Annotated in this window: 25 protein-coding genes; 14 read left to right on the top strand and 11 right to left on the bottom strand. The window is 60.5% G+C overall.

Features of this window, described 5'->3' with window-relative positions; all coding sequences use genetic code 11:
• Positions 1-8: 8 nt before the first annotated feature.
• The 3 genes from JV201_RS08905 to JV201_RS08895 form a co-directional block, all read right to left on the bottom strand.
• Positions 9-899, bottom strand: coding sequence for a pseudouridine synthase (locus tag JV201_RS08905; RefSeq protein ID WP_219407146.1), 891 nt, complete (start codon positions 897-899; stop codon positions 9-11).
• 65 nt (positions 900-964) lie between these two features.
• Positions 965-1,300, bottom strand: coding sequence for a hypothetical protein (locus tag JV201_RS08900; protein WP_003209087.1), 336 nt, complete (start codon positions 1,298-1,300; stop codon positions 965-967).
• A gap of 74 nt (positions 1,301-1,374) precedes the next feature.
• Complete coding sequence (locus JV201_RS08895; RefSeq protein ID WP_087694778.1) at positions 1,375-1,611, bottom strand: glutaredoxin family protein; 237 nt, start codon at positions 1,609-1,611, stop codon at positions 1,375-1,377.
• A 141-nt stretch (positions 1,612-1,752) separates the two neighbouring features.
• Here JV201_RS08895 and JV201_RS08890 point away from each other — a divergent pair, with 141 nt between their 5' ends.
• Positions 1,753-3,474, top strand: a complete 1,722-nt coding sequence (locus tag JV201_RS08890) for a monovalent cation:proton antiporter-2 (CPA2) family protein (RefSeq protein WP_032898912.1) — start codon at positions 1,753-1,755, stop codon at positions 3,472-3,474.
• On the opposite strand, the gene JV201_RS08885 is transcribed toward JV201_RS08890, so the two are convergent.
• Positions 3,461-4,669, bottom strand: coding sequence for an ammonium transporter (locus JV201_RS08885; RefSeq protein ID WP_003209083.1), 1,209 nt, complete (start codon positions 4,667-4,669; stop codon positions 3,461-3,463). The genes JV201_RS08890 and JV201_RS08885 overlap by 14 nt on opposite strands.
• 348 nt (positions 4,670-5,017) lie before the next feature.
• Between JV201_RS08885 and JV201_RS08880 the strand changes: the two genes are divergently transcribed.
• From JV201_RS08880 to JV201_RS08845, 8 genes are all read left to right on the top strand, one after another.
• Entirely contained in the window at positions 5,018-5,332 is a 315-nt protein-coding gene (locus JV201_RS08880; protein WP_003209080.1) for a YqjD family protein, read from the top strand.
• A gap of 2 nt (positions 5,333-5,334) precedes the next feature.
• A complete protein-coding gene (locus tag JV201_RS08875; RefSeq protein ID WP_003209078.1) occupies positions 5,335-5,721 on the top strand; it encodes a phage holin family protein in 387 nt (128 codons plus the stop codon).
• Entirely contained in the window at positions 5,718-6,059 is a 342-nt protein-coding gene (locus tag JV201_RS08870) for a hypothetical protein (RefSeq protein ID WP_008432159.1), read from the top strand. Before JV201_RS08875 ends, JV201_RS08870 begins: the two co-directional genes overlap by 4 nt.
• A gap of 92 nt (positions 6,060-6,151) precedes the next feature.
• Positions 6,152-7,315, top strand: a complete 1,164-nt coding sequence (locus tag JV201_RS08865) for an EAL domain-containing protein (protein ID WP_219406759.1) — start codon at positions 6,152-6,154, stop codon at positions 7,313-7,315.
• Positions 7,316-7,387: 72 nt separating this feature from the next.
• Positions 7,388-8,719, top strand: a complete 1,332-nt coding sequence (locus JV201_RS08860) for a deoxyguanosinetriphosphate triphosphohydrolase (protein WP_003209075.1) — start codon at positions 7,388-7,390, stop codon at positions 8,717-8,719.
• A 225-nt stretch (positions 8,720-8,944) separates the two neighbouring features.
• A complete protein-coding gene (locus JV201_RS08855; RefSeq protein WP_003209073.1) occupies positions 8,945-9,352 on the top strand; it encodes a response regulator in 408 nt (135 codons plus the stop codon).
• A gap of 249 nt (positions 9,353-9,601) precedes the next feature.
• Entirely contained in the window at positions 9,602-10,228 is a 627-nt protein-coding gene (locus tag JV201_RS08850) for a response regulator transcription factor (RefSeq protein WP_003209072.1), read from the top strand.
• A gap of 8 nt (positions 10,229-10,236) precedes the next feature.
• Positions 10,237-13,869: a transporter substrate-binding domain-containing protein gene (locus JV201_RS08845; RefSeq protein WP_219406758.1), complete on the top strand. Its 3,633-nt coding sequence runs from the start codon at positions 10,237-10,239 to the stop codon at positions 13,867-13,869.
• Positions 13,870-13,913: 44 nt separating this feature from the next.
• Here the strand turns inward: JV201_RS08845 and JV201_RS08840 are convergent, their stop codons facing one another.
• Together JV201_RS08840 and JV201_RS08835 are read right to left on the bottom strand one after the other, a co-directional pair.
• Positions 13,914-14,396, bottom strand: coding sequence for a GAF domain-containing protein (locus JV201_RS08840; protein ID WP_003209067.1), 483 nt, complete (start codon positions 14,394-14,396; stop codon positions 13,914-13,916).
• The gene (locus JV201_RS08835; RefSeq protein ID WP_003209065.1) at positions 14,393-15,283 is read right to left on the bottom strand and encodes an ATP-binding protein; all 891 of its coding nucleotides are present in this window, start codon (positions 15,281-15,283) and stop codon (positions 14,393-14,395) included. Before JV201_RS08835 ends, JV201_RS08840 begins: the two co-directional genes overlap by 4 nt.
• 167 nt (positions 15,284-15,450) lie before the next feature.
• Here JV201_RS08835 and JV201_RS08830 point away from each other — a divergent pair, with 167 nt between their 5' ends.
• The gene (locus JV201_RS08830) at positions 15,451-17,760 is read left to right on the top strand and encodes a response regulator (protein WP_219406757.1); all 2,310 of its coding nucleotides are present in this window, start codon (positions 15,451-15,453) and stop codon (positions 17,758-17,760) included.
• Here the strand turns inward: JV201_RS08830 and JV201_RS08825 are convergent.
• The 3 genes from JV201_RS08825 to msrB all read right to left on the bottom strand — a co-directional run bounded on the left by JV201_RS08825 (position 17,744) and on the right by msrB (position 19,202).
• The gene (locus JV201_RS08825) at positions 17,744-18,196 is read right to left on the bottom strand and encodes a MarR family winged helix-turn-helix transcriptional regulator (protein ID WP_008432153.1); all 453 of its coding nucleotides are present in this window, start codon (positions 18,194-18,196) and stop codon (positions 17,744-17,746) included. The genes JV201_RS08830 and JV201_RS08825 overlap by 17 nt on opposite strands.
• Positions 18,193-18,678, bottom strand: a complete 486-nt coding sequence (locus JV201_RS08820) for a glutathione peroxidase (protein ID WP_219406756.1) — start codon at positions 18,676-18,678, stop codon at positions 18,193-18,195. Before JV201_RS08820 ends, JV201_RS08825 begins: the two co-directional genes overlap by 4 nt.
• A gap of 131 nt (positions 18,679-18,809) precedes the next feature.
• A complete protein-coding gene (gene msrB / locus JV201_RS08815; protein WP_003209059.1) occupies positions 18,810-19,202 on the bottom strand; it encodes a peptide-methionine (R)-S-oxide reductase MsrB in 393 nt (130 codons plus the stop codon).
• A 202-nt stretch (positions 19,203-19,404) separates the two neighbouring features.
• Here msrB and JV201_RS08810 point away from each other — a divergent pair, with 202 nt between their 5' ends.
• Together JV201_RS08810 and htpX are read left to right on the top strand one after the other, a co-directional pair.
• Positions 19,405-20,616, top strand: coding sequence for a pyridoxal phosphate-dependent aminotransferase (locus JV201_RS08810; protein ID WP_003209058.1), 1,212 nt, complete (start codon positions 19,405-19,407; stop codon positions 20,614-20,616).
• Between the two features lie 314 nt (positions 20,617-20,930).
• Positions 20,931-21,818, top strand: coding sequence for a protease HtpX (htpX, locus tag JV201_RS08805; RefSeq protein WP_003209055.1), 888 nt, complete (start codon positions 20,931-20,933; stop codon positions 21,816-21,818).
• Positions 21,819-21,869: 51 nt separating this feature from the next.
• Here htpX and JV201_RS08800 read toward each other — a convergent pair whose 3' ends face one another.
• Positions 21,870-22,526, bottom strand: coding sequence for a thiopurine S-methyltransferase (locus tag JV201_RS08800; RefSeq protein ID WP_219406755.1), 657 nt, complete (start codon positions 22,524-22,526; stop codon positions 21,870-21,872).
• Between the two features lie 102 nt (positions 22,527-22,628).
• Here JV201_RS08800 and JV201_RS08795 point away from each other — a divergent pair, with 102 nt between their 5' ends.
• Entirely contained in the window at positions 22,629-23,396 is a 768-nt protein-coding gene (locus JV201_RS08795; RefSeq protein ID WP_102368447.1) for a class III extradiol ring-cleavage dioxygenase, read from the top strand.
• A gap of 69 nt (positions 23,397-23,465) precedes the next feature.
• Here JV201_RS08795 and JV201_RS08790 read toward each other — a convergent pair whose 3' ends face one another.
• On the bottom strand, positions 23,466-25,139 hold the full coding sequence (locus tag JV201_RS08790; protein ID WP_003209050.1) for a DEAD/DEAH box helicase: 1,674 nt from the start codon (positions 25,137-25,139) through the stop codon (positions 23,466-23,468).
• 423 nt (positions 25,140-25,562) lie between these two features.
• Between JV201_RS08790 and JV201_RS08785 the strand changes: the two genes are divergently transcribed.
• Positions 25,563-26,354 carry a crotonase/enoyl-CoA hydratase family protein gene (locus JV201_RS08785; protein WP_219406754.1) on the top strand — a complete coding sequence of 264 codons (792 nt, stop codon included), beginning with the start codon at positions 25,563-25,565 and terminating at the stop codon, positions 26,352-26,354.
• Positions 26,355-26,676: the final 322 nt, after the last annotated feature.

Genomic DNA, 26,676 nt, shown 5'->3' with positions numbered 1-26,676 from the left:
GCTGGGATTTACCAGTCCAGGCTGATCTCGCTGCGAAAGTCGCGCTCAAGGCCGGTGACCGGGTCGATGAAACGCACCCCCTGGGCCAGCAGCTTGAGCGGGTTGGCGTAGTCGTCCTCGGCATCCTTGATAACGTCGGGGTAGAACGGATCGTTGCAGATACTCGCGCCCAGGGCCGTCATGTGCACCCGCAACTGATGCTTCTTGCCGGTCACCGGAAACAGGCCATAGCGCCACAGGTCGCCATTCTTTTCCCGCACCTCGACCGCCGTCTCGGTGTTGCTCGCCCCCTCGCCTTCCTGCATGCGAAAGAACGGCTCGCCATCCACCAGCCGGCTTTTGTGCACCAGCGGAAAGGTCAGCCCAGGCAATGCAGGGGCAATGGCTTCGTAGAACTTGTCGATCTTGCGCGTGGGAAACAGCTGTTGATACGCCGAGCGCGTCTGGGGGTTGGCCGAAAACAGCACCAGCCCTGCGGTATGCCGATCAATGCGATGTAGCGGCACCAGCGCCGGGTTGTCGAGGCGACGGATCAAACGCCGCAACAGGGTCTGCTCGACGTATTCACCGGCAGGCGTGACCGGCAGGAAATGCGGCTTGTCGGCTACCACCAGGTGTTCATCGGCGTACAGGATCGTCTCCTGCACCGGGATTACTTTCTCGTTCGGTACTTCGCGAAAGTAGTAGATGCACAGGCCTTCGCGGTAGGCGAGGTCCTGATTGATGGGAGTGCCATTGATGTCCAGCACCCTGCCCCGGGCGATGCGGTCCAGCCATTGCTCACGGCTGATGGCCTGGAAGTGCTCAGACAGGCAATCCAGCACGGTGGCCCAGGCGCCTGGCGGCAGGTACAAGGTGCTGGCTTGGTGCTGGGCAGCGGAAAAAACGGACATGGGCAGGCTCAAGACGTGGACATACAGGCGCGCATTATCCCGCATGCAGCCGGATCAGGCCCAGCACAGATTCAGGCCTTGGCCAATTCCGCGCGCAACACCGGTGACGCACTGGCCGCCTCGGTGAATTCCTTGAGCCAGCGCAGCACATCCACCGCTTCCCAGCGGCCCGGGTCGTAAAGCGCATACAGCAAGCCCTGATAACCCACCACATCCAGCTGCTTGTGATAACCCGCGCGCTGGAACAGCGCCTCGATCTCGGCAAAGCAGGTGTTGAAATGCACTTTGTTAAACGGCGTCTTGCCTTCCGTGACCAGGCCATCGAGGCGCAGCTCGTTCACCGCGTCGCGCACGACGTCGGCGGACATGCGATTGACGCTGCTTTTCAGTTGTTCAACATTCACCACGGGCGTTCCCTCTCATTCAATCGCTGTACAAACATACAGTAACCGAATAATCGGGAACTCGCCATCGCCGAGTGCTAGCTAAGAAAGTTCACTACCTGCGCTTCGTCGAACGGCCACTCCAGCTCCGCGCCCGTGTCCACCCGGCGCAGCACCGGAATCCGCAGGCCGTAGGCTTCATACAGGGCCTCGGAATCGGCGATATCCACCAACTCCACCAGCAGGCCGTGTTCGACCAACGGCATGATTTCGGCTTCGGCAAACTCACACAGATGGCAGCCCAGGGTGCCGAACAACTGACATTCAGGAAGCATGGCAACGGGTCCAAGAAGAATCAGGCACCTATTCTAACAGCGTCGGGACACTGCAAAAGCCTGACCCAGATCAGCATGGCGTATAACTGATTCAGCGACTCTCGCGACTTTTTTCCCGTAATACCTGCAATGGAGCTGCATGTGTTTGCCAACCTGCTGATTATCCTGGCCTCCTCCCTGGTGGTGATTGCGCTGTTTCGTCGCCTGCAACTGCCGCCGGTGCTGGGCTATCTGTGTGTTGGCCTGGCCGTGGGCCCCACCGCCCTCGACTGGGTCAATGACAGCGAAGAGTTGCCAGATCTTGCCGAACTGGGTGTGGTGTTCCTGCTGTTTTCCCTGGGCCTGGAGTTTTCTCTCAACAAAATGCTCAGCCTGCGCCGGGTGGTGTTTGGCTTGGGCAGCCTGCAGGTACTGTGCTGCGGGTTGCTGCTGGGCGGTTTGCTGGCACTGTTCGGCCTGTCGCCGACGACCGCGCTGTTGCTCGGTGCTGGACTGGCACTGTCGTCCACCGCCATCGTCAGCAAGGAGCTGACCAGCCTCGGCGAAATCTTCAGCAGCCATGGCCAGAATGCGATTGGGGTATTGCTGTTCCAGGATGTAGTGGCCGTATTGCTGCTGACCCTCGTGCCAGTGTTCGCCGGTAACAGCGAGCAAGCCTGGTACTGGGCATTGCCACTGACCCTGGGCAAAACCGTGGTGCTGTTCCTTGGCCTGCTGCTGGCCAGCCGCTGGTTGCTGCCGCGTTTGTTCCGTGAGGTGGCGGCGTCCCATTCGGCCGAATTGTTCGTGCTGCTGGCACTGGTGATCGTACTGCTCACCGCCTGGCTGACCCACTTGCTGGGCCTGTCCCCGGCACTCGGTGCGTTTCTCGCCGGCATGCTGCTGGGGGAAAGCCATTACCGCCATCAGATCGAAGCCGATATCCGACCGTTTCGCGACATCCTGCTAGGACTGTTTTTTGTCAGCATCGGCATGCTGATCGACCTGCAACTGTTCGTCAGTCATAGCCTGTTGATTCTCGGCCTGACCCTCACGCTGATGTTGATTAAAGGCTGTGTGGTCGCGCTATTGGTGCAACTGCGCGGCAGCGACGGTGAAACCGCCTGGCGCAGCGGCCTGGCGCTGGCCCAGGGCGGCGAGTTCTGTTTCGCCTTGATGGCGCAAATGCAGCAAAGCCGCCTGATGCCCGCCGACATCAGCGGCCTGCTGCTGGCTGCCACCTTCTGCTCGATGCTATTGACTCCGCTGTTGCTCAGGGCTGCACCCGCGATTGCCCTGCGCCTGCACCGCAAGCCCAACCAGCAAGTACAGCTTGAAGAGATTACGGCCCTGAATGCCGAGCTGCGCGACCACGCGGTGATCTGCGGCTACGGCCGGGTTGGCCAGTCCATCGGGCGCTTCCTGCACCGTGAACAACAGGCGTTCATTGCCCTTGATGACGACCCGGAGCGAGTCCAGGAAGCGTCTACCGAAGACAGCGCCGTGCATTACGGCGACTGCCGCCGTGGCGCCCTGCTCAGCGCGGTCGGCCTGGAACGTGCGCGCCTGGTGGTGATCGCGGTGGATAACAGCGACGTCGCCCTGACCGTGCTCAACGAAGCGCGGCGGATCAACCTGACCGTACCGATCCTGGTACGCACCCGCGACGACAGTCAGCTGGCCGAACTGAAAGCCGCCGGCGCCACTGAAGTGGTGCCCGAGTTGCTGGAGTCGAGCCTGATGCTCGCCTCCCATGCGTTGATCCTGCTGGGGTTGTCGGAGCAGCAGGTGCAAGGCCGTGTCGATGAAGTGCGCCAGAGCCGGTACCGCCTGTTACATGGCTGCAACCAGAACGAAGGGGACGCGCCCCTCAATCCTGACTGACCGCGCCAATCTTGTGGATCGACAAATCCGCGCCGTAATACTCCTCTTCCTGGCTCAAGCGCAGGCCATGCACGCGTTTGATCACGCCATACACCAGGAAGCCGCCGGCCAGGGCTACCACTACCCCCAGCGCGGTGCCGATCAACTGGCTGATCAGGCTCACGCCGCCCAGGCCGCCCAGGGCGGTCTGGCCGAAGATCCCGCAGGCAATCCCGCCCCACACGCCGCACAGCCCGTGCAATGGCCATACACCCAGCACATCGTCGATTTTCCAGCGATCCTGGGCGGCAATGAAGAACCAGACGAACAAGCCGCCCGCCACCACGCCGGTCACCAACGCGCCCACCGGGTGCATAAGGTCGGAACCGGCACAGATCGCCACCAACCCGGCCAATGGACCGTTGTGCAAGAAGCCTGGGTCGTTACGCCCGATCACCAATGCCGCTACCGTGCCACCGACCATCGCCATCAACGAATTGACCGCCACCAGCCCGCTGACCCCGGACAGGGTTTGCGCACTCATGACGTTGAAGCCGAACCAGCCGACGATCAAGATCCACGAGCCCAACGCGAGAAATGGAATGCTCGACGGCGCGAACGCCACCAGGCGCCCTTCCCGATAACGGCCCTGCCTTGGCCCCAGCAACAGCACCGCCGCCAGCGCCAGCCAGCCGCCCATGGCGTGCACCACGACGCTGCCGGCAAAGTCATGGAAGCTGGCGCCGAAGGTGGCCAGCAACCAGGCTTGCAGGCCGTAGTTGCCGTTCCACACCATGCCTTCGAAAAACGGGTAGATGAAGGCTACGATCAACGCAGTGGCACACAGTTGCGGAACAAACCGTGCACGCTCGGCGATTCCCCCGGAAATGATCGCCGGGATCGCCGCCGCGAAGGTCAGCAGGAAGAAGAACTTCACCAGGCCGTAGCCGTGGTCGGCGCTGATCACCGCCGCCGGTTGCATGAAGGTCACCCCGTAGGAGATCCAATAGCCTATAAAGAAATAGGCCAGTGTGGAAATCGCGAAGTCACTGAGGATTTTCGACAGGGCATTGACCTGGTTCTTCTGGCGCACCGTGCCGACTTCCAGGAAGGCAAAGCCGGCGTGCATGGCCAGGACCATGACCGCACCAATCAGAATAAACAGCGTGTTGGAGCTGTGGACGAGGGTGTCCACCGCGCTTTGCAAATTTTCCATGGAGGATGGCAGGCCTGCACATGCAGGAAAAAGCACCAAAGCAGTTCATGACCTTCATGATGCGCACTAAATTGGCACCAGCGGTCCGACCCTCGTTTCAGGCCGTGAACCGCTTTGGCGCAGCGATCATTGAAAAAGGCAGAATCCGACAGGGTTTTTCCGCGAGTTTTAGTTATTTGGGGTAAGGTTTTTCAGGGTTTGAGCCCCAACCGCCCGGATTCAGCGCAAGGCCCCGGGCCCGCGCACCAAGGCAAAGCAAAAGCTGTACCAGACAATTGCAGTGAACCTTCACCGACACCGGTGACTCGAAACCAGAAGTAAACAGACCAGCCACTCACGGAGATAACCATGGCCAGAAAAACGGCAAAGACTGCTCAAGAAATACTGATGGCGGATTTTCAAACCCTGGTCAGCGATACCGAGAAGCTGCTGGACGACACGGCGATCCTCGCCGGTGACCAGGCTGACGAGCTGCGCAGCAAGATTCACGAAAGCCTGCTCAAGGCCCGTGAAACCCTGCAACTGACCGAAGACTCCCTGCGCGAACGCGGCCAGGCGGCGGTCACGGCCACTGAAGACTATGTGCAGGCCAACCCCTGGCAGTCCGTCGGCATTGCGGCCGGCGTGGGCTTTTTGATCGGCCTGCTGGCTACAAGGCGCTAATCATGTCTATCGGCGAATCCGGCTCGTCCACGGGCCCAAGTTCTACTTCACGGCGCCTGGGCGCGGCTGTCCTGGGTTTGCTGCACAGCCATGTCGAGCTGTTCGGCATCGAGTTGCAGGAGCAGAAAGCCCGCACCGTCAGCCTGTTGCTGTTCGCCGGCCTGGCGCTGGTGTTTGCCTTGCTGTTGCTGGTGGGTTTGTCGGCGCTGGTGATGATCCTGGTGTGGGATACCTACCGCCTGACCGGGATTATCAGCCTGTGTGTGTTCTACATACTGGCCGCAGCATTCTGCGGGTTGCGCCTGAAGGCGGCGGTGTTCGATGAGTCCACGCCGTTCCACGCCACCCTCGAAGAGCTGGCCAACGACCGGGAGCGCCTGCTGCCATGAGCATGACTGAATTGCCGCAAAACACTTCCCGGCGAGAAATGCGCAAGGCGTTGATCCGCCTGCGCATGGAAATGCACCGCCAGGAAATCCGTCACGAGTCCCAGCAACTGATGCTGCCGCTGCAAAAGGTCCGCAACATGGGCCAGAGCTGGCAGGACGGTTTTGGCATCAAGCACGCGCCGCTGTGGGGCGTGGGCGTGGTGACGCTGCTGGGGTTTCTCACCGGCAAAGGCGCCAAGGGTGGCGGAATCGGCACCATGACCCGCCTGGTGCGGCTGGGTGCCGGCCTGATCCCGCTGATCAAACTGGCCATGCAAGGTGCTTCGCGCAAAAGTTGAGCGTGCTGGCTGCATTCTTGCAAACAGATCAGGCCCGGCCCTCTCCATTGAGGGCCGGGCCTTTTTTATTTCCGGTCTTTTAAGGAGGCCCCGTGATCGACGGGCAACCGCTCGCCTGCTTCCAGCCATTCATCGACACCGCCACCGGCCGCATCGCCGGCGTAGAAGCCCTGGGCCGCCTACGCCAGGCGAATGGCCAACTGCGCTCGGTGGGTCCGCTGTTCGCCGACCCGCGCACGCCCTCGGTGGCCTTGCGCCGCCTGGACCGGCAGATCCGTGACAATGCCCTGAGCCGCCTGCATGAAGCCCCGCAGGAGTGGTTCCTCAGCCTGAATATCTCGCCACGCTGGATCATCCGCCTGCGCCCGGGCCAGGCGCTGCCGAGCCTGAAGCAATTGCAGCTGCATAACGTCGACCCGCGCCGCATCGTGTTCGAGATCACTGAACTGGGCGGCGATATCCTGCGCCTGGCCGAAGTCGTCGAGCGCTACCGCGAGGCCGGCGCGCGGATTGCCATTGATGACTTCGGCGCCGGCTATTCGCAGCTGGACCGGGTGCTGGCCTTGCAGCCGGACATTCTCAAGCTGGACATGCGCCTGTTCCAGGCCGCGGCCCGCGGTGGCCCGAGCGGTGAGGTGGTACGGGCACTGGCGCAAATGGCGGAAAAAACCGGCTGCTGGATCATCGCCGAAGGGGTGGAAACCGAGGCCCAACTGAATTTCGCCCTGGAATGCGGTTCGCGTTATGTCCAGGGCTACCTGTTCGCCCAGGCCCAACTGGACTGGTTCGACACCGACGCATTCGTGCCGCGCTTCGCCCAGTTGCGCACCGGCTATGTCCAACAGAAGCTCGCCGAACGTGGCCGGATCATGCAACTGCGCCAGCAACTGGCGGAGCTGATGCAGATCCTGCAAACCTGGGCCCACACCCGCGCACCGCTGAGCCACCTGCCGCAATTGCCGGCGTTTCCCTGGCTGCTGCGTTTTTACCAGTGCGACCGGCATGGCACGCAACTGACACCCAACTTCGAATGGCACCAGGGCGCCTGGCAAGCCGACAGCCGCTACCTGGGCCACAACTGGTCATGGCGTCCGTATTTTTATCATTTGCTGGCCGAAGGTTGGGAGGAGCGGCGGCTGACCCTGTCCTCAACCTATCGCGATGCCACGACCAACCAGTACTGCCTGACTGCCGGACAATTCTTTGATAATGGTCAGCGCCTGCTGTTAATCGATATCGACGCCGCCGGCCTGTAGTTTTTCGCTTGCGAAGGCCTGGCTGAACCGGGAAGCTGGGAGCCGTCATTCACCGCACGGAGAGTACCCGCCTTGGATTGGCCCACCCTGCTTACCCGCGAACGCCTTGGAAAACCCCTGCACAGCCCGGAAGAACTGGGGCGCAGCCCGTTTCACAAAGACCATGACCGCATCATCTTTTCCGGTGCGTTTCGCCGCCTGGGCCGCAAGACGCAAGTGCACCCGGTGACCAGCAACGATCACATCCACACCCGGCTGACCCACTCCCTGGAAGTCAGTTGCGTGGGACGATCCCTGGGCATGCGCGTAGGCGAGACCATCCGCAGTGCCCTGCCCGACTGGTGCGACCCGAGCGACCTGGGCATGGTGGTGCAGTCGGCCTGCCTGGCCCATGACATCGGCAACCCACCCTTCGGCCATTCCGGCGAGGACGCGATCCGGCACTGGTTCCAGCAAGCTTCAGGCCGTGGCTGGCTGGATGACATGAGCAGCGCCGAACGCAATGACTTCCTCAATTTCGAAGGCAATGCCCAGGGCTTCCGGGTACTCACGCAACTGGAATACCACCAGTTTGATGGTGGCACCCGCCTGACCTACGCCACCTTGGGCACCTACCTGAAATACCCCTGGACCGCCCGCCACGCCGACTCCCTGGGCTACAAGAAACACAAGTTCGGCTGCTACCAGAGCGAACTGCCGATCCTGGAGCAGATCGCCCAGAAGCTCGGCTTGCCGCAGTTGGAAGAACAACGCTGGGCCCGGCACCCGCTGGTGTACCTGATGGAGGCGGCCGACGATATCTGCTACGCGTTGATCGACCTCGAAGACGGCCTGGAAATGGAGCTGCTGGAATACGCCGAGGTCGAGTCACTGCTGCTGGACCTGGTGGGCGACGACTTGCCGCAAACCTATCGGCAACTCGGCCCGCTGGATTCCCGGCGACGCAAGCTGGCGATCCTGCGAGGCAAGGCCATCGAACACCTGACCAACGCCGCGGCCCGGGCGTTCGTCGAACAACAGGACGCGCTGCTGGCCGGCACCCTGCCGGGGGACCTGGTGGAACATATGCACGGCCCGGCCAAGCGCTGCGTGCTGGATGCCAAGGACATGGCCCGCAAGAAGATTTTCCAGGACAAGCGCAAGACCCTGCATGAGATCGGCGCCTACACCACCCTGGAAATCCTCTTGAATGCCTTCTGCGGCGCGGCCCTGGAACAACATGGCGGTCGCACCCCGTCGTTCAAGAACCGACGCATCCTCGACCTGTTGGGCAATAGCGCCCCGGATCCCTCCTGGTCATTGCACGCGTCCTTCCTGCGCATGATCGACTTTATCGCCGGCATGACTGACAGCTACGCCAGCGAGATGGCCCGCGAGATGACCGGCCGCTCCAGCCCGCAATAAATCGGAGCCCTGGCTGATGGCCAGGGCGACTTTTCAAAGAATCGCCCTACGCACGGAACAGAGCGGCCTGATCGAAGTTCTTCCCCGCCGCGATGAATAATCGCGCGCCCTGACCGCAGTCTTTCGACCTGCTCCTGCGCCCGATAGCTGGCGGGCCCATTAACTTCTTACTACACGCCCTGGTGGAGCGTCTTCAGGGCTCTTGTCCATTCCATGGAAAAAACCATGCTCGAACAACTTCGCATCCTGTTGGTGGAGGATCACCCCTTTCAATTGCTGGCCACCCAATGCCTGCTACGAAACTATGGCTACCACGACCTGGCACTGGCCGAGAATGCAGAACAGGCAATGCGGCTGATGACACAAACCGACGTGCCATTCGATATTCTGCTCTGTGATCAATGTTTGCCCGACTTGCCCGGGCTGGAGTTGATTGAAATTGCCAACCGCAGAGGCTTTATAAGGTCCGCGATATTGCTCAGCGGCCTGCCCGTCAATGAACTGGAACACCTGATGGCCCAGGCATCCCGACGCAACTTTCCATTACTTGGCTATTTGTCGAAGCCGTTAAGCCACCTTGAGCTGAATGAACTCATACGCCAATCACGCCTTACTCGTTCAACAGAAAAGTAGGAAGTTAAACACCCGGGCAATCCGAAAACGCCTCTTTATAACGCTGCGCTCTCACGACCAGTTACTTTTAAATTCCACCCACGCAAAACTCTTACACCCAAACAACAAACACCTCACAGAGCGTAATCCCTTGCTTTTTTTGATGTAGGATTATTCTTGTTTTACGTTTGTTCCACATCAAGTTCATCCTCCTTCATTGCCATGTGAGCTAATGTGCCGACTTTATTTGCGCCTGTATGGAATTTGATCATGAACTCAGTTTTTATTATTGACGACCACCCCGTCATCCGACTTGCCATTCGGATGTTGTTAGAACACGAAGGCTATAAAGTAGTGGGAGAAGCCGATAACGGTTGTGATGCGATACAAATGGTCAAGGAGTGTCAGCCTGACCTGATTATCCTTGATATCGGCATTCCGAAACTCGATGGCCTGGAAGTGCTGTGCCGGTTCAACGCAATGAGTACGCCGACCAAGACGTTGATACTCACCGCCCAGACCCCCAAGCTCTTTGCTACCCGGTGCATGCGCTCCGGTGCCGATGGCTATGTGTGCAAGGAAGGTGACTTGAGCGAACTGCTCAGTGCCATCAGGGCGGTCTTGTCAGGTTACAACTACTTCCCGAGCCAGGCCCTTAACGGCAGCACTAACGAAACGGATAACAATGAAGAGCTTGAACTGTTCAAAGTCGTCAACGATCGTGAACTCATGGTATTACAACTTTTTGCCCAAGGCCGGACAAACAAGGAAATCGCCAAGGGCATGTTTCTCAGCAACAAAACCGTCAGCACTTACAAAAAAAGGCTCATGCAAAAACTGAAAGCCAAATCCTTGGTAGAACTTATCGAGATGGCAAAACGTAACGCGCTAGTGTGAGAAATCGGATGCCCAGGCGATTAAAGGACTATCTAATCATATTGAGTATCGGGGTGTGCCTCAGCACTTCCGTGCCTGCCGAACAAACTGTTCCCGAGCAATATGCCCTGCTGGGGCGTGCCGGTGCCGTTCAACTGGACACCCCCCTGAACAAGACACAGCGCCAGTGGCTGCAGAACAAACGGGAACTGATACTGGGCACCTCTGCACCCGACTATCCGCCCTTCGACATCACCTCCAGCGGGCGTGATTATGAAGGGCTGACTGCCGATTACGCCGGGCTGCTGGCCAGGACACTGGCGATACCGCTCACCGTGTTGCGCTACTCCTCCCGTGAAGCCGCGATCCAGGCGCTGGCAAACGGCGAAATCGATTTTCTGGGGTCTGCCAACGGTTTTGAAGCGGCGAATCCCGACATCGTCCTGTCACTGCCCTACGCAGTGGATCAGCCGGTACTGGTGACCCGTGAAGGTGAGAACCGCGAACTTGGCGACGGCCTGGCCGGCCTGCGCCTGAGTCTTGTCTACCATTACCTGCCCATGGACGAAGTGCAGGCGCTGTACCCCAAGGCGACCATCCACGCCTACCCGTCCTATCAAAATGCCTTGAATGCCGTGGCATTCGACCAGGCTGACGTATTCCTGGGCGACACCATTTCCACTCACTACATGATCAACAAGGGCTACCTGAAAAATATCCGCATGGCCAACTTCGGCAAGCACGAGGCCCACGGGTTCAGCTTCGCCTTGCGCAAGGATCAACCCATTCTCCTGAGTATCATCGACTCAGTGCTCGATGGCGTATCAACCTATGAACGTGACAGCATCGCCAAGCGCTGGAGTGCGGGCAGCGACATTCTGCTGACCGACCGCAAGCTGCAACTGAGCCTGCGCGAAGAGCGCTGGCTCAAGGACAACCCCGTGGTGAAGGTGGTGGTCAATGAAACCCTCGCCCCCCTGACGTTCTTCGATACCGACGGCAACTTCCGGGGCATCACCGCCGACGTGCTGGAGCTGATCCGCCTGCGAACCGGCCTGCGCTTCGAGATTCAACACGTGCGTGACGTCGCCAACATGATGCAACTGGTGCAGACCGGCGCAGCCGACATCATCGGCGCAATTACCCCCAGTACCGGGCGCGAGTCCCAGTTGAACTTCAGCCGCCCCTACCTGGAAAACTCCTACGTATTACTGACCCGTAAAGAGCCGGGCGCGCCCACAAGCCTTCAAGAACTGGCCGGCAAGCGCCTGGCGATTACCCAGGGCAATCAGCTGGAAAAATTCCTGCAGCAGGCATTTGCCCAGATAAACCTGGTGGAAACCGGGGATACCTTCAAGGCATCGGAATTGCTGGCACAGGGGCAAGTCGACGGCGCAGTGAACCCTTTGGTGATCGCCAACTACCTGCTTTCTTCTCCGGCATTCCAGGACAAACTGCAGATCAGTTCCAGCATCGGCACGTTGCCTGCGACGTTTGCCCTGGCGACGTCCCGACACGCCACGGAGCTGAGTTCGATCCTGGACAAGGCATTGCTGAGTATCGCCCCGGATGAGATGGCGGCGATCAACAGCCGCTGGCGCGGCTACAACGCAGCGTCCGATGGCTACTGGCGCAATTACCATCGCCTGATTGCCCAGATCATCATCGGCACCGGGCTGCTGCTGTTGATTTCCCTGGCCTGGAACGGCTACCTGCAGCGCCAGATCAAGCACCGAAAACTGGCCGAGCGCGCCCTTAACGACCAGTTCGAGTTCATGCGGGCGCTGGTCAATGAAACGCCCCATCCGATCTACGTACGCGACCACAACGGCTATCTGCAGACCTGCAACGACAGCTACCTGCAGACGTTCGACATCAAGCGTGAAGACGTCATCGGCAAAAGCATCACGCAGATGAGCATGGCCCTTGAGACGGAGGCGGCGCAGTACCATGCCGACTACCAGCGGGTAGTGGCCGAGGGTAAACCGTTGATCCTTGATCGCACCCTGCACGTGCACGGAAAAAAACTCACGATCTACCACTGGATCCTCCCCTACCGCGACTCCGTGGGCGAGGTCCAGGGCATCATTGGCGGCTGGATCGATATCAGCGAACGGCGCCAGTTGTTCGACGAGTTGCGCGCCGCCAAGGAACGCGCCGACGAGGCCAATCGCGCGAAAAGCACGTTCCTGGCCACCATGAGCCACGAAATCCGCACGCCGATGAACGCCGTCATTGGCATGCTGGAATTGACACTCAAGCGCGCCGATCAGGGACATCTCGATCGCCCTGCGATCGAGGTCGCCTACAACTCGGCCAAGGACCTGCTGGAGTTGATCGGCGACATTCTGGACATTGCACGTATCGAGTCCGGTCGATTGAGCCTGGCCCCGGAGCGGGTCAACCTGCGCGAAGTCATCGAGTCGGTGGTCCGCGTGTTCGATGGCCTGGCGCGCCAGAAAACCCTGAGCCTGGTGCTGGAGTTCACCCCCGATGTCGAGGATACCGACGTACTGATCGACCCTCTGCGGTTCAAGCAGGTGCTCTCGAACCTGGTGAGCAATGCGATCAAGTTCACTGAACGCGGGCAGGTGAAGATCAAGGTGCAGCTGAAGGCGACCGGGCAACCTCAACAGATCGAGATGAAACTGGTAGTGGAGGACACCGGCATCGGGATCAATCGCGAAGACCAGCTACGCCTGTTCGAGCCGTTCGCCCAGGCCGACAACTCCGGGCACCTGGCCAGGAGCGGCGCCGGCCTGGGCCTGGTGATCTGTCGCAGCCTGTGCGCCATGATGGGCGGGCAATTGAGCCTGAGCAGCGTGCCCATGGTAGGCACCCAGGTCCACGTCAGCCTGAAGATGACCAGCCTGCCGCCGGTCAAGGCCGTAGACAAGCTTGAACCGGCCGCGGCCACGCCGGCGCCAGTACTCAACGTGCTGGTGGTGGATGACCATCCGGCCAACCGCTTGCTGATGTGCCAGCAACTGGGTTTCCTGGGGCATCAGTTCACCGCGGCCCATCATGGTGCTGCGGGGTTCCAGGCCTGGCGCCAGGAACACTTCGACCTGGTCATTGCCGACTGCAATATGCCGATCATGAACGGCTACGAATTGAGTCACTCCATTCGCGAGTATGAGGAGCGCGAGCAGAAAACCCCGTGCGTGATACTCGGCTTCACCGCCAACGCGCAGCCCGAGGAGAAACAACGCTGCTTTGACGCCGGCATGAATGACTGCCTGTTCAAACCCATCAGTCTTACTGCGCTGGAACAGCACCTGGCGCAGGTCGATCCGCTGCCCACCCGCAACGTGTTTACCCTGCAAAGCCTGGACGCGATGACGGGCGGTGACCCACAGTTGAGCCGGCGTTTGCTCGAGGAGTTGCTCAGCAGCAGCCGGAATGATCGGGTCGAGCTGATGGCCATGCTGGCACGGCAAGCCGTGCCCGGCGACCTGATCGACCAGGCCCACAAGATCAAGGGCGCCGCCCGGATCATCCAGGCCGATACCTTGTCCGGACAATGCGAAGCGTTGGAGCAGGCGTGTGGCGAACGCGAGACACCACACGTTATCGAGGCGGGCATCAAGGCAATAGAGAAATCCATGCTTGAGCTGGAGAGGATGCTGCAGATGCAACTGGACGTGCTGGACTGTCGATAGCCTGCAGGAGCGAACCTGCTCGCTCCTGCAGGAGACTCACCCCATCAACAATCGGTCAACCGCAGGAAAATCGCCGCCAACTGCTCGATGCCGGCCTGATCCTGCGGGGTAAACCGCGACAGCGATGGGCTGTCCAGGTCGAGCACACCAATCAAGCGCCCGTCCTTGACCAACGGGACGACCAACTCGCTGTTGGACGCACTGTCACAGGCGATATGCCCCGGGAATGCATGCACGTCTTCCACCCGCTGGGTTTGCCGCGAGGCCGCTGCCGCGCCGCACACACCGCGACCAAACGGAATGCGCACACAGGCGATCTGCCCCTGGAACGGCCCGAGCACCAGCTCTTCATTGCGGTTGAGGTAGAAGCCTGCCCAGTTCAAATCATCCAGCTGGTTGAACAGGAACGCAGAAAACTGCGCGGCATTGGCAATGAAATCCCGCTCATCCGCCAACAGCGATTCCAGCTGCGCATGCAGCATGGCGTAGCCATCGAGGCCGGTTCCAGCCTGTTGCAAATCAATCATGGTTGACGCTCCAACAACTTGAGGCCCACCCAGTAGCGGGCGAACTGATAGGCACAACGGCCGTTGCGATTACCGCGCCCGGTGGCCCAGCGCACGGCGAGGATGTCCAACTCTTCATCGCGTTGCCACTGCAGACCGGCCTTACTCGCCAACTCACCGATCCAGTGCTCGACCACATCCAGGAAGTGCTCCTGATTGAACGGGTAAAACGACAGCCACAAACCGAAACGGTCAGACAGGGCAATCTTGTCCTCCACCGCTTCGTTGGGATGCAGCTCGCCGTCTATGGTCTTCCAGTTCTCGTTATCGCTCTGGTTCTCGGGCACCAGGTGACGACGGTTGGAGGTGGCATACAACAGGACGTTTTCCGGCGCCTGCTCCAGGGAGCCGTCGAGTACGCTCTTGAGTACACGATAATCGCTCTCGCCGGCTTCGAAAGACAGGTCATCGCAGAACAACACAAAGCGTTGTGGCAATTTGATCAGTTGCTCGACCACCCGCGGCAAGTCCGCCAGGTGATCGCGCTCGATCTCGATCAGGCGCAGCCCGGCCTTGGCGTGCTGCGCCAGCAAGGCGCGCACCATGGACGATTTACCGGTGCCGCGCGAGCCCCAGAGCAGCGCATGGTTGGCCGGCAGGCCGTCGAGAAACTGTTGGGTGTTACGGGCCAATTGTTCGCGCTGTTTATCCACGCCGATCAGGTCGGACAGGCGCATATCCAGGCTGACTTCCAGTGGCAATAAAAAGCCGCTGCGACCTTCGCGCTGCCAACGGGCAGCCAGGCAATGGTTCCAGTCAACGGCTTCGCGCGGGGCAGGCAACAAGGGCTCCAGGCGAGCCAGTACCGCGTCGGCACGCTCAAGAAAGGCATTCAATCGAGAATCCACGACTATTCCTCTGGCAAGTTCTTGTAAAAGATGGCGTATTGGCAACCCTGAGGCAGACCGTGCAGGGCTGCACCGAATAAAATCGATTCGTGCCGGGCAAGTTTGAGCCTGTGGATGTTCAGCTATGCTTGCCGGGCGAAAGGAAACGTAAAGTGGTACAGCACCCGATGGATATCAAGTTCGCCCACCGCTTGTCTTATAAACAAGCCAGACTGACAGTGCTGGTCGGATTCGTCTTGGGAACCTTGCTCAGCCTGATACAGATTGGGATTGATTATGCCAGCGAAGACGCTTCCATCAACCGGGAAATACATGCGCTGATTGAAATCAGCCATAACCCGGCTTCGCGCATCGCCTACAACATCGACGCCGAGCTGGCCCAGGAACTGACGCTGGGCCTGCTGCACTCCCCCGCCATCACCCATGCACAACTGGTCGACAACAATGGTTTGGTCCTAGCCGATGTCCATCGTCCGCGCAAGGAAAGCACCTACCGGCCCATCAGCGACTTCCTGTTTGGCGCCAACCGCCAATTCGAAGACCGGCTGTACCTCACCCACATGCCCAATGATTCCCTCGGTGTACTGCGTCTTGACGTAGACACCTACGCGTTCGGCAGCCGCTTCCTGCACCGCGCCGAGATCACCCTGCTCAACGGCTTCGCCCGCAGCCTGATCCTCACCGGCATTCTGTTGGCGCTTTTCTACGTGATGCTGACCAAGCCGCTGGTGCGCATTATCCGCGAGCTGAGCTCACGCAAGCACGAGCGCCTGGACTGCCCGCCGGGGCACGAGCACGACGAGATCGGCGTACTGGTCAACGTCGCCAACCAACAGTTTGAAAACATGGAGACTGAAATCCAGCAACGCCGGCATGCTGAAAATCGCCTGACCGAATACCTCGGCCAACTGGAAGACATCGTCTCCGCACGCACCACCGAGCTCAAGGCGATCAATCATCGGCTGACGCTCTCGAACGACGAGCTGGAAGCGGCGAAGATGACGGCCCTGGGCATGGCCCAGGCACGGGCGGCGTTCCTGGCCAACATGAGCCATGAAATCCGCACACCGCTGAACGGCCTGCTGGGGATGATCGCTCTCTCCCTCGACAGCCCGCTGAACGCCGAGCAACGCCAGCAACTGTCGATCGCCCATGACTCCGGCAAAGTACTGGTGGAGCTACTCAACGATATCCTCGACCTGTCGAAGTTCGACGCCGGCCAACTGGAACTGGAAAGCATCCCGTTCGACCTCGGTTCACTGGTGGAAGACACCGCCAACCTGCTCTCGCAAAACGCCGCGCCCAGCGTGGAGCTGACGTGCCTGATCGACCCGCAGTTTCCCGCCCAGGTGCTGGGCGACCCGACGCGGGTACGGCAGATTGTCAGCAATTTGCTGTCCAACGCCCTGAAGTTCACACGTTTCGGCCGGGTGGATGTACGCCTCAGTGCCCAGGCCGGCCGGGTAAGGATCGAGGTGTGCGACACCGGTATCGGGATCGCCCAGGATGCCCAGGTCAAGATTTTCCAGCCGTTCACCCAAGCCGGTGCGGGCATCACCCGCCAGTTCGGCGGGACAGGCCTGGGCCTGGCGCTGACCCACAACCTGTGCGAAGCCATGAAGGGCCGCCTGAGCATCAGCTCGGAAGCTGGCTTTGGCAGCAAGTTCTGTGCCGACCTGCCCTTGCCGACCCACTTGCCGGCGGTGCGCCTGGCGCCTTTGGCTGGAGATGTAATCGCCATCACCAGCACCAGCAGCGGGCTGGCAGAACTCCTCACCAGCCTGCTGCCGAGTTGGGGCCTGGCTCCGCGCTGTTATTCCATCGACGATGACTTGAGCGGGCAGAATCCCGACCTGCTGATCACCGACTGCCCCGAATGCCTGTTCCGCCTGCGCCCGATGATCACCGCCCCGATCCTGGTGGTAACCGCCTACGGCAACTTCATGCCCAGCGAAGAAGTCGCGGCCCTGGCCCCCTTGCAGCAACAGGCCCGCCCCCTGAGCCGCACCGCGCTGTACCAGGTCCTGCAACGCAACTTGCGCACCGATCCGGACCTGGTCCTGGACCTGATCCAGCTGGAAACCGGCCCCCTCGCCCACCGGGCGCGCATCCTGCTGGTGGAGGACAACCCGGTCAATCAACTGGTGGCCAAGGGCATGCTCGGCAAGCTCGGGTGCGAGGTGATCGTCGCCGCCCACGGTGGTGAAGCCCTCAAGCTGCTGGAAGAGCAAGGCTTCGACATGGTGTTGATGGACTGCAATATGCCGGTGATGGATGGCTATGAGGCCAGTCGGCAGATCCGCCGCAGCGGGCGCTGGCCGGACTTGCCGATCGTCGCCTTGACGGCCAATGCCATGTCCGAGGAACGCGAGCGCTGCCGGGCGGCAGGCATGAACGATTACCTGGCCAAGCCGTTTCGCCGGGAAGAACTCAAGGCCTTGCTCGATCTGTGGGTGCCGACTACGACAAGTCTTTGACCTGGCGCAACAGCTGATCCAGGCCGTCACGCAAGGCATCGGCCTGGTTCAGGTCAACGCCGCTGTCACACAACAGGCGGGCCTTCAGCGGCTGCACCCGGTCGCGCAGGTGCCGGCCTTCATCGGTCAGGCTCAGGTGCACTTCACGCTCATCCAGCGCACTGCGCTGACGCCGCACCAGGGCAAGCTGCTCCAGGCGCTTGAGCAGTGGCGTCAGCGTGCCGGAATCCAGCAGCAGGCGCTCGCCCAGGGCCTTGACCGTAGGCTGCGACACAGCTGCAGCCTGCCATTCCCACAGCACCAGCATCACCAGGTATTGCGGATAGGTCAGGCCCAACTGATCGAGCATCGGCTTGTAGGCCCGGGTGACTGCGCGGGAGGCGGCGTAGAGCTTGAAGCACAGTTGGTCGTCGAGGGCCAGGGACAGGTCGGTCATTTGAGCAGGGCTTCGATCTCTTGGGTCAGGTCCTGGGGCTTGGTGATCGGGGCGAAGCGCTTGACCACCTGGCCGTCGCGACCGATCAGGAACTTGGTGAAGTTCCACTTGATGCCCTTGGAGCCCAGCAATCCCGGGGCCTGCTTTTTGAGCTGTACGAACAATGGGTGGGCATCGCTGCCGTTGACGTCAATCTTCTTGAACAGCGGGAAACTGACACCAAAGTTCAGCTCGCAAAACTCCGAAATGGCGCCTTCGTTGCCCGGCTCCTGCTTGCCGAACTGGTTGCAGGGAAAGCCCAATACCACCAGTCCCTGGTCCTTGTAATGCTGCCAGAGCTCCTCAAGCCCCTTGTATTGCGGGGTGAAGCCGCACTTGCTGGCAGTGTTGACCACCAGAATCGCCTTGCCGGCGAAATCGGCCAAGGTCTTTTGCTCACCCTTGATGGTGGTGCAAGGGATGCTCAGCAGGTTGTCGCTCATGGCAGTGCCTCTACAGAGATAAGAAGGACTAAACGATAGTAGGCAATTCAATTGTGTGCAATTTAATTGGCGGGACTTATGCCTTGATATAACGGCCCCTGCGGGCACGAAGCCCGCAGGAGCCTGACGGCTCAGCGCGGTACCAGGTCCAGGCACACCGAGTTGATGCAGTAACGCAAACCGGTCGGTGGCGGTCCGTCCGGGAACACGTGGCCCAGGTGCGCATCGCACTTGGCGCAGGTGACTTCGGTGCGGATCATGCCGTGGCTGACGTCCCGGATCTCGACCATGGCCTGCTCGGCGATCGGCTCGTAGAAGCTGGGCCAGCCGCAGCCGGAGTCAAACTTGGCCCTGGAATCGAACAGCGGCTCATTGCAGCAGATGCAGTGGTAGACGCCGTCGGTCTTGGTGCCGTTGTACTTGCCGCTGAACGGTCGCTCGGTGCCTTTGAGGCGGCACACGTTGTACTGCTCCGGGTCGAGCATGGCTTTCCATTCTTCAACGGTTTTCTGCAACTTTTCCATCGGTACACCTCGGCAACTGAAAAAGCCTGATCTGTGTCTTTTCCATGGATCAGGCGGCACGTATGATTGCGCCTCTTCAAAGCGCCAGTCTGGCACCCGCGTTACCGGCATTCAAACGTATTTATGGGTCAGGCCAACGCAGGATTCTCAGCACGGTAGTCTTCACACCGTCTGGATCGTTCATTTTCAGGATCACATCGCCATGCAGGTCAGCAAATCGAACAAGCTCGCCAACGTCTGCTACGACATTCGCGGCCCGGTGCTCAAGCACGCCAAACGCCTGGAAGAGGAAGGCCATCGCATCCTCAAGCTGAACATTGGCAACCCGGCACCCTTTGGTTTCGAAGCGCCGGACGAAATCCTCCAGGACGTGATCCGCAACCTGCCTACCGCCCAGGGCTACAGCGACTCCAAAGGCCTGTTCAGCGCGCGCAAGGCCGTCATGCAGTACTACCAGCAGAAGCAGGTTGAAGGTGTCGGCATCGAAGACATCTACCTGGGCAACGGCGTGTCCGAGCTGATCGTCATGTCCATGCAGGCCCTGCTCAACAACGGCGACGAAGTGCTGGTTCCGGCTCCCGACTACCCGCTGTGGACCGCCGCCGTAACCCTGGCCGGTGGCCATCCGGTGCATTACCTGTGTGACGAAGGCGCCGACTGGTTCCCGGACCTGGCCGACATCAAGGCCAAGATCACCCCGAACACCAAGGCCCTGGTGATCATCAACCCGAACAACCCCACCGGCGCCGTCTACTCCAGGGAAGTGTTGCTGGGCATGCTCGAACTCGCGCGCCAGCACAACCTGGTGGTGTTTTCCGATGAGATCTACGACAAGATCCTCTACGACGACGCCGTGCACATCTGCACCGCCTCCCTGGCGCCGGACCTGTTGTGCCTGACCTTCAACGGGCTGTCTAAATCCTACCGGGTGGCGGGCTTCCGTTCCGGCTGGATCGCCATTTCCGGCCCCAAGCACAATGCCCAGAGCTACATCGAGGGCATCGACATGCTGGCCAACATGCGCCTGTGTGCCAACGTGCCGAGCCAGCACGCCATCCAGACCGCACTGGGCGGCTACCAGAGCATCAACGACCTGGTGCTGCCACAAGGCCGCCTGCTGGAGCAGCGCAACCGCACCTGGGAACTGCTGAACGCGATTCCCGGCGTCAGTTGCGTCAAGCCGATGGGGGCGCTGTATGCGTTCCCGCGGATCGACCCGAAAGTGTGCCCGATCCTCAACGACGAGAAGTTCGTGCTCGACCTGCTGCTGTCGGAAAAGCTGCTGGTGGTCCAGGGTACGGCGTTCAACTGGCCGTGGCCGGATCACTTCCGGGTGGTCACCCTGCCGCGGGTGGATGACCTGGAGATGGCCATCGGTCGCATCGGCAACTTCCTGAAGTCCTATCGCCAGTAATGGGCATTGCGCTGTGCGGCCCACCCGTGGTCGTACAGCGATTATCTGGCAACACTTCTCTGCCCTGCGCGGGCGGTATCGCCTTTTACGCCTGCCGGCTCCACCCTTGCTCGGGCATCACCCTATAATTACAGGGCTGCAAGGTAATGGGGCGAGGCTGCCGAGCCACACCAGGCCTCGGAAATTCCCTTCAAGGCTCTACATTCAGGCTGTAGGACACAGTTTGAAATAGTCCCCCGGTTGAATAGCCCCATGCCGCACCTTATATACCCCGCAGTACGCGACATATTAAGCATGAGGAGAATTCTACAACCATGATGCGCATTCTGCTGTTCTTGGCCACTAACCTGGCGGTCGTGCTGATTGCCAGCATCACGCTGAGCCTTTTCGGCTTCAATGGGATCATGGCGGCCAACGGGGTTGATCTGAACCTCAATCAGCTGCTGATCTTCTGTGCGGTCTTTGGTTTTGCCGGGTCGATTTTCTCGCTGTTCATCTCCAAGTGGATGGCGAAGATGAGCACCAGCACCCAGATCATTACCCAGCCACGCACCCGTCATGAGCAATGGCTGCTGCAGACCGTCGAGCAACTGTCCCGCGAAGCCGGGATCAAGATGCCTGAAGTCGGGATCTTCCCGGCCTATGAAGCGAACGCCTTTGCTACCGGCTGGAACAAGAACGACGCCCTTGTGGCCGTCAGCCAGGGCTTGCTGGAGCGGTTCTCGCCCGACGAAATCAAGGCGGTGCTGGCCCACGAGATCGGCCACGTGGCCAACGGTGACATGGTCACCCTGGCGCTGGTCCAGGGCGTGGTGAACACCTTCGTGATGTTCTTCGCGCGGATCATCGGCAACTTCGTCGACAAGGTGATCTTCAAGAACGAACAGGGCCAGGGCATGGCCTACTACGTGGCGACCATCTTCGCCGAACTGGTACTGGGCTTCCTCGCCAGCTCGATCGTGATGTGGTTCTCGCGCAAACGGGAATTCCGCGCAGACGAAGCCGGCGCACGCCTGGCCGGTACCGGCGCGATGATCAGCGCCCTGCAGCACCTGCGCTCCGAACAGGGCTTGCCGGTGCACATGCCGAACACCCTGACCGCCTTTGGCATCAACGGTGGCATCAAGCAGGGCATGGCTCGCCTGTTCATGAGCCACCCGCCACTGGAAGAGCGAATTGACGCACTGCGTCGTCGCGGCTGATAGCGACAAGAAGAAGGGGCGATTCAATCGCCCCTTTTTTGTGGGCGCTCTTCAGCGCCAGGCCAACCGGTACACCCGCTCGTCCAGGCGCGTGACGCCATCCTTAACAAACTTCCAGCTGTCCCCCAGGATGTCCTGCTCCTGCAGCACATCCAGGCTCCACCGGCCGCCCAGGAGCAATTGCACTTCCTCATCGCTCACCGCGAACGGCGGGCCGGCCTTTTGCGACTGCTCATAATCGAGGGTGATCAACAGGCCACGACTGCCTCCCGCCAGAATCCCATTCAAGTGCGCCGCATACTGCTCGCGCATCAACGGTGGCAGGGCAATCAGCGCCGCCCGGTCGTAAAGCGCTGTGCAACCAACCACGGCACCGGCATCCAGGGCGAAGAAATCCCCGCACCACAGCTCGATGGAACCCGCCTGGAAAACTTTGAAAGCGCCGCGCTGGCTGACCTGCGGCATCAGCTCCTGCTCGCTGAAAAACTCTTCAACGGCCTTTTCCGACAACTCGACCCCGATCACCCGATGCCCGACGCTCGCCAGCCACACCAGGTCCAGGCTCTTGCCGCACAACGGCACCAGCACCTGCGCCCCGCTCGCCACACCCAGACCGGGCCAGTGGCGCAGCAGGTAAGGATTCACCTCGGGCAAGTGGAAACCCGTCTGATTGCGCGCCCAACGCTCATGCCAAAATCCAGGTTCCATGATTCACCCTAAAACTTGATCAAATAGCGCTAAAACTTATATTAGATTTAGATCAATGATCTGATTGAAGATGGTCCCATCTTAACCCTCAGGACCCTACTCATGCTGCCCAGCCTGTTTATCTCCCACGGTTCGCCCATGCTTGCCCTGCAACCCGGTGCCAGTGGCCCGGCACTCAAGCGCCTGGCAGCCGAGCTGCCACGCCCCAAGGCCATTGTGGTGGTCTCGGCGCACTGGGAAAGCCAGGGGCTGCTCGTGACTGGCAGCGCCGCACCAGAGACCTGGCACGACTTTGGCGGCTTCCCACGGGAACTGTTCGCGGTGCAGTACCCGGCACCCGGTGACCCGCAGTTGGCCGCCCAAATCGTGCAGTTGCTCAAGGCTGACGGCCTGGAAGCGCGCATTGATGATCAGCGCCCCTTCGACCACGGCACCTGGGTGCCCCTGTCGCTGATGTACCCGGCGGCCGATATCCCGGTGGTGCAGGTATCGCTGCCAAGCCGCATGGGCCCTGCCCTGCAAACCCGTGTCGGCCACGCACTGGCGAGCCTGCGGGAACAGGGCGTGCTGCTGATCGGCTCCGGCAGCATTACCCATAACCTCGGCGAACTGGACTGGCAGGCCGGGCCGGAGAGCATCGAGCCCTGGGCGCGGGATTTTCGCGATTGGATGGTCAGCAAACTGGCAGCCAACGATGAAGCCGCGCTGCACGACTATCGTCGCCAGGCACCTCATGCCGTGCGCAGCCACCCCAGCGACGAGCATTTGCTGCCACTGTATTTCGCCCGGGGCGCCGGCGGTGAATTCAGCGCAGCCCACCAAGGCTTCACCATGGGCGCGCTGGGCATGGACATCTACCGTTTCGCCTGATTGCAGGCAAAAAAAATCCCCGAACCAGTCGGGGATTTTTTATGTTCGATCAATCAGCCCGGGGGCGGATCAATCTTCGCGGTAGCGACGCAGCTTCAACTGCTTACCGGCAACGCGGGTGTCCTTCAGCTTGGTCAGGAGTTTCTCCAGACCATCTTCCGGCAGCTCTACCAGGGAGAAGCTGTCACGCACCTGGATGCGACCGATCGCTTCACGTGCCAGGCCACCCTCGTTGAGGATAGCGCCCAGCAGGTTCTTGGCAGCGATGCCATCACGCGCGCCCAGCGCGGTACGGCAGCGAGCACGGCCTTCAGCCAATGGAACCGGAGCACGACGCTCACGATCACCACGGTCCGGACGGTCGCCAGTACGCTCTGGACGATCACCGCGCGGAGCGTTGTTCGGCACCAGTGGACGTTCTTTCTCGATGGCAGCCAGGGTCAGGGCCTGACCGTTGGTCGCCTTGCGCAGCAGGGCTGCAGCCAGGGCACGCGGGGTGCAACCGATATCGGCAGTCAGGCGGTCCAGCAGGTCGCCGTGGGTCGATTCAGCATCAGCCACCAGTGGCGACAGGCTGTTGGTCAGTTTCTTGATGCGCGCATCGAGAACGGCCTGGGCATCCGGCAGGCGGACTTCGGCAACTTTCTGACCGGTTACACGCTCGATCACTTGCAGCATGCGGCGCTCACGTGGAGTCACCAGCAACAATGCACGACCTTCGCGACCAGCACGGCCGGTACGGCCGATACGGTGAACGTAGGACTCTGGATCGTAAGGCATGTCAACGTTGAACACGTGGGTGATACGTGGAACGTCGAGGCCACGGGCAGCAACGTCGGTCGCCACAACGATGTCCAGACGGCCATCCTTGAGGGAGTCGATCACGCGCTCACGCTGGTTCTGGGCAATGTCACCGTTCAGCGCAGCGGCTTTGTAGCCTTTGGCTTCCAGGGCGCTGGCCAGGTCCAGGGTCGCTTGCTTGGTGCGCACGAACATGATCAGGGCGTCGAAGTCTTCGACTTCCAGCAGGCTCAATACAGCCGAGGTCTTCTGGTCAGCGTGAACCAACAGGTGAGCCTGTTCGATCGCGGTAACGGTCTGAGTCTTGGTCTGGATCTTCACGTGTTGCGGATCGCGCAGATGGCGTTCGGCAATGGCACGGATCGACTGTGGCAGGGTAGCCGAGAACAGTACGGTCTGACGGGTTGCTGGCAGTGCCTTGAAGATGACTTCCAGGTCGTCCATGAAGCCCAGCTTGAGCATTTCGTCAGCTTCGTCCAGAACCAGGTGGTTCACGGTCGACAGCACTTTTTCGTCGCGACGCAGGTGGTCGCACAGACGGCCCGGAGTGGCGACAACGATCTGTGCGCCGTTACGGATTGCTTTCAGTTGTGGGCCCATAGGCGCGCCGCCGTAAACGGCCACAACGGTAACGCCCGGCATTTGCTTGGCGTAGGTTTCGAAAGCGGTTGCTACTTGCAGCGCCAACTCACGGGTTGGCGCCAGGATCAGGGCTTGCGGCTCGCGCTTGGCAGGATCGATGCAGTGCAGGATTGGCAGGGCGAACGCGGCGGTTTTACCGGTACCGGTTTGCGCTTGGCCAATCATGTCTTGGCCGGCCATGATGATCGGGATCGATTGCTGCTGAATAGCCGAAGGTTCTTCGTAGCCAGTCGCGATGACGGCAGCAAGAATGTTCGGGTTAAGATTAAAAGCGGCGAAGCCGCCGGTTTCCTGGGTCATGGGTCTGCCTCTAAGTGCATCCGCAAAGACCCATGCTCCAAAGCTGCGCATGCCGTGTTGAGACTCAAGAGTCGCCCTGGCTGCTTTGTCGGCGGGGATTTGCGAAAACGAATGAATGAAAAAGATTCGTCAAGGAAGAGTCCGCTGTGCGGACGTGCAGCCGAAGCTGACTTCGGGGAATTGCGCTACCTAAACGCGGCCCGGTTAAAGGCCGGCGCGCACTATACCGGAAATCGCTGAAAAAGGGAGCTTTTTTTATCGCAAACCGCAGGTAAACGCCTCTGCATCAAAGGCTTTGCGCATCCAGGCAGCAGGGTCTATTTTTCAAAGGCCCGGCCCTGTTGGTCATGACGCTTAAACGGTTCACCCTTAACAGCGGGCCCTTCGGTCCGAAACCTCCCTTTGCGCCCGAGGGCACACCCCATGAACCAAGCCACCAGCAGCCGCGTCAGCCGTGAACAGCAGGGTCATGTCCTGTTGCTGGGCCTGGATCGCGTGGCCAAGCGCAATGCGTTCGACCTGGAATTGCTCAATGATTTGAGCCTGGCGTATGGCGAATTTGATCGCAATGAGGAAGCGCGGGTGGCCATTGTCTTCGGGCATGGCGATCACTTTACCGCCGGATTGGACCTGGCCAATGTGGGGCCCACGATGGCACAAGGCTGGCAACCGCCGTTGGGTGGTTGTGATCCGTGGGGCGTTTTCGCGGGGCCCCGGGTCAGTAAGCCGGTGATTGTTGCGGCTCAGGGGTACTGCCTGACCATTGGTATCGAGTTGATGTTGGCGGCGGATATCAATCTGTGTGCCAGCAATACCCGGTTTGCGCAGATGGAAGTGCAGCGCGGGATTTTTCCTTTTGGGGGCGCGACGTTGCGCTTTCATCAGATCGCGGGGTGGGGGAATGCCATGCGCTGGTTGCTCACGGGGGATGAGTTTGATGCCCATGAAGCGCTGCGGTTGGGGTTGGTGCAGGAGGTGATGGCCAGCGAGGATTTGTTGCCCCGGGCGGTGGCGCTGGCAAACCGCATTGCCCAGCAGGCGCCGCTGGGGGTGCAGGCCACGCTGATGTCGGCGCGCCAGGCACGGATCGAGGGGGAGACCGCGGCGGCGGCCGGGTTGCCCGTTTTGGTGGAGAAACTGCTGAATAGTGAGGATGCCAAGGAAGGTGTACGGGCGATGATCGAGAAGCGGCCTGGGGTTTTTAAAGGCTGTTGATTGTGGAGGGGGCTTGGGGCGGGGTACATATCCGTTATTTAGGTAACGGCCACTATTGGTTCCGCTCTTACAGCGGCTCACTTTTGAACAGCGCAAAAGTAAGCAAAACGCTCTTGCCCCACCACTCGGCACCTCGCCTAGGCTCGGTGTGCCCTCACTCCGGCTTTGGACCGTGGGCCGCCGTCATGGGCCATCCTTGGCCCAGGACGGCTAACCCGGCGTCCTGCCGGGTTACCCACGCTCCAAAGCCTGCGTTCGGCCAGCGTGGTTTAACGGGGCGCCTAAGATCAAGATCAAAAGCAGATCAAGAGCACAGCGGCCT

The organism is Pseudomonas sp. Colony2 (assembly GCF_019382755.1).
Lineage (GTDB): Bacteria > Pseudomonadota > Gammaproteobacteria > Pseudomonadales > Pseudomonadaceae > Aquipseudomonas.
This window is presented reverse-complemented; position numbering and strand designations above follow the sequence as displayed.

What these genes read in the sequence shown, in the direction of transcription:
- JV201_RS08845 (WP_219406758.1), top strand. Translation starts at nt 10,237, where the DNA reads ATGCCCAGGCGATTAAAGGACTATCTAATCATATTGAGTATCGGGGTG.
- JV201_RS08855 (WP_003209073.1), top strand. Translation starts at nt 8,945, where the DNA reads ATGCTCGAACAACTTCGCATCCTGTTGGTGGAGGATCACCCCTTTCAA.
- JV201_RS08800 (WP_219406755.1), bottom strand. Translation starts at nt 22,526, where the DNA reads ATGGAACCTGGATTTTGGCATGAGCGTTGGGCGCGCAATCAGACGGGT.
- JV201_RS08830 (WP_219406757.1), top strand. Translation starts at nt 15,451, where the DNA reads ATGGATATCAAGTTCGCCCACCGCTTGTCTTATAAACAAGCCAGACTG.
- htpX (WP_003209055.1), top strand. Translation starts at nt 20,931, where the DNA reads ATGATGCGCATTCTGCTGTTCTTGGCCACTAACCTGGCGGTCGTGCTG.
- msrB (WP_003209059.1), bottom strand. Translation starts at nt 19,202, where the DNA reads ATGGAAAAGTTGCAGAAAACCGTTGAAGAATGGAAAGCCATGCTCGAC.
- JV201_RS08795 (WP_102368447.1), top strand. Translation starts at nt 22,629, where the DNA reads ATGCTGCCCAGCCTGTTTATCTCCCACGGTTCGCCCATGCTTGCCCTG.
- JV201_RS08885 (WP_003209083.1), bottom strand. Translation starts at nt 4,669, where the DNA reads ATGGAAAATTTGCAAAGCGCGGTGGACACCCTCGTCCACAGCTCCAAC.
- JV201_RS08850 (WP_003209072.1), top strand. Translation starts at nt 9,602, where the DNA reads ATGAACTCAGTTTTTATTATTGACGACCACCCCGTCATCCGACTTGCC.
- JV201_RS08880 (WP_003209080.1), top strand. Translation starts at nt 5,018, where the DNA reads ATGGCCAGAAAAACGGCAAAGACTGCTCAAGAAATACTGATGGCGGAT.
- JV201_RS08825 (WP_008432153.1), bottom strand. Translation starts at nt 18,196, where the DNA reads ATGACCGACCTGTCCCTGGCCCTCGACGACCAACTGTGCTTCAAGCTC.
- JV201_RS08810 (WP_003209058.1), top strand. Translation starts at nt 19,405, where the DNA reads ATGCAGGTCAGCAAATCGAACAAGCTCGCCAACGTCTGCTACGACATT.
- JV201_RS08870 (WP_008432159.1), top strand. Translation starts at nt 5,718, where the DNA reads ATGAGCATGACTGAATTGCCGCAAAACACTTCCCGGCGAGAAATGCGC.
- JV201_RS08875 (WP_003209078.1), top strand. Translation starts at nt 5,335, where the DNA reads ATGTCTATCGGCGAATCCGGCTCGTCCACGGGCCCAAGTTCTACTTCA.
- JV201_RS08840 (WP_003209067.1), bottom strand. Translation starts at nt 14,396, where the DNA reads ATGATTGATTTGCAACAGGCTGGAACCGGCCTCGATGGCTACGCCATG.
- JV201_RS08790 (WP_003209050.1), bottom strand. Translation starts at nt 25,139, where the DNA reads ATGACCCAGGAAACCGGCGGCTTCGCCGCTTTTAATCTTAACCCGAAC.
- JV201_RS08785 (WP_219406754.1), top strand. Translation starts at nt 25,563, where the DNA reads ATGAACCAAGCCACCAGCAGCCGCGTCAGCCGTGAACAGCAGGGTCAT.
- JV201_RS08820 (WP_219406756.1), bottom strand. Translation starts at nt 18,678, where the DNA reads ATGAGCGACAACCTGCTGAGCATCCCTTGCACCACCATCAAGGGTGAG.
- JV201_RS08895 (WP_087694778.1), bottom strand. Translation starts at nt 1,611, where the DNA reads ATGCTTCCTGAATGTCAGTTGTTCGGCACCCTGGGCTGCCATCTGTGT.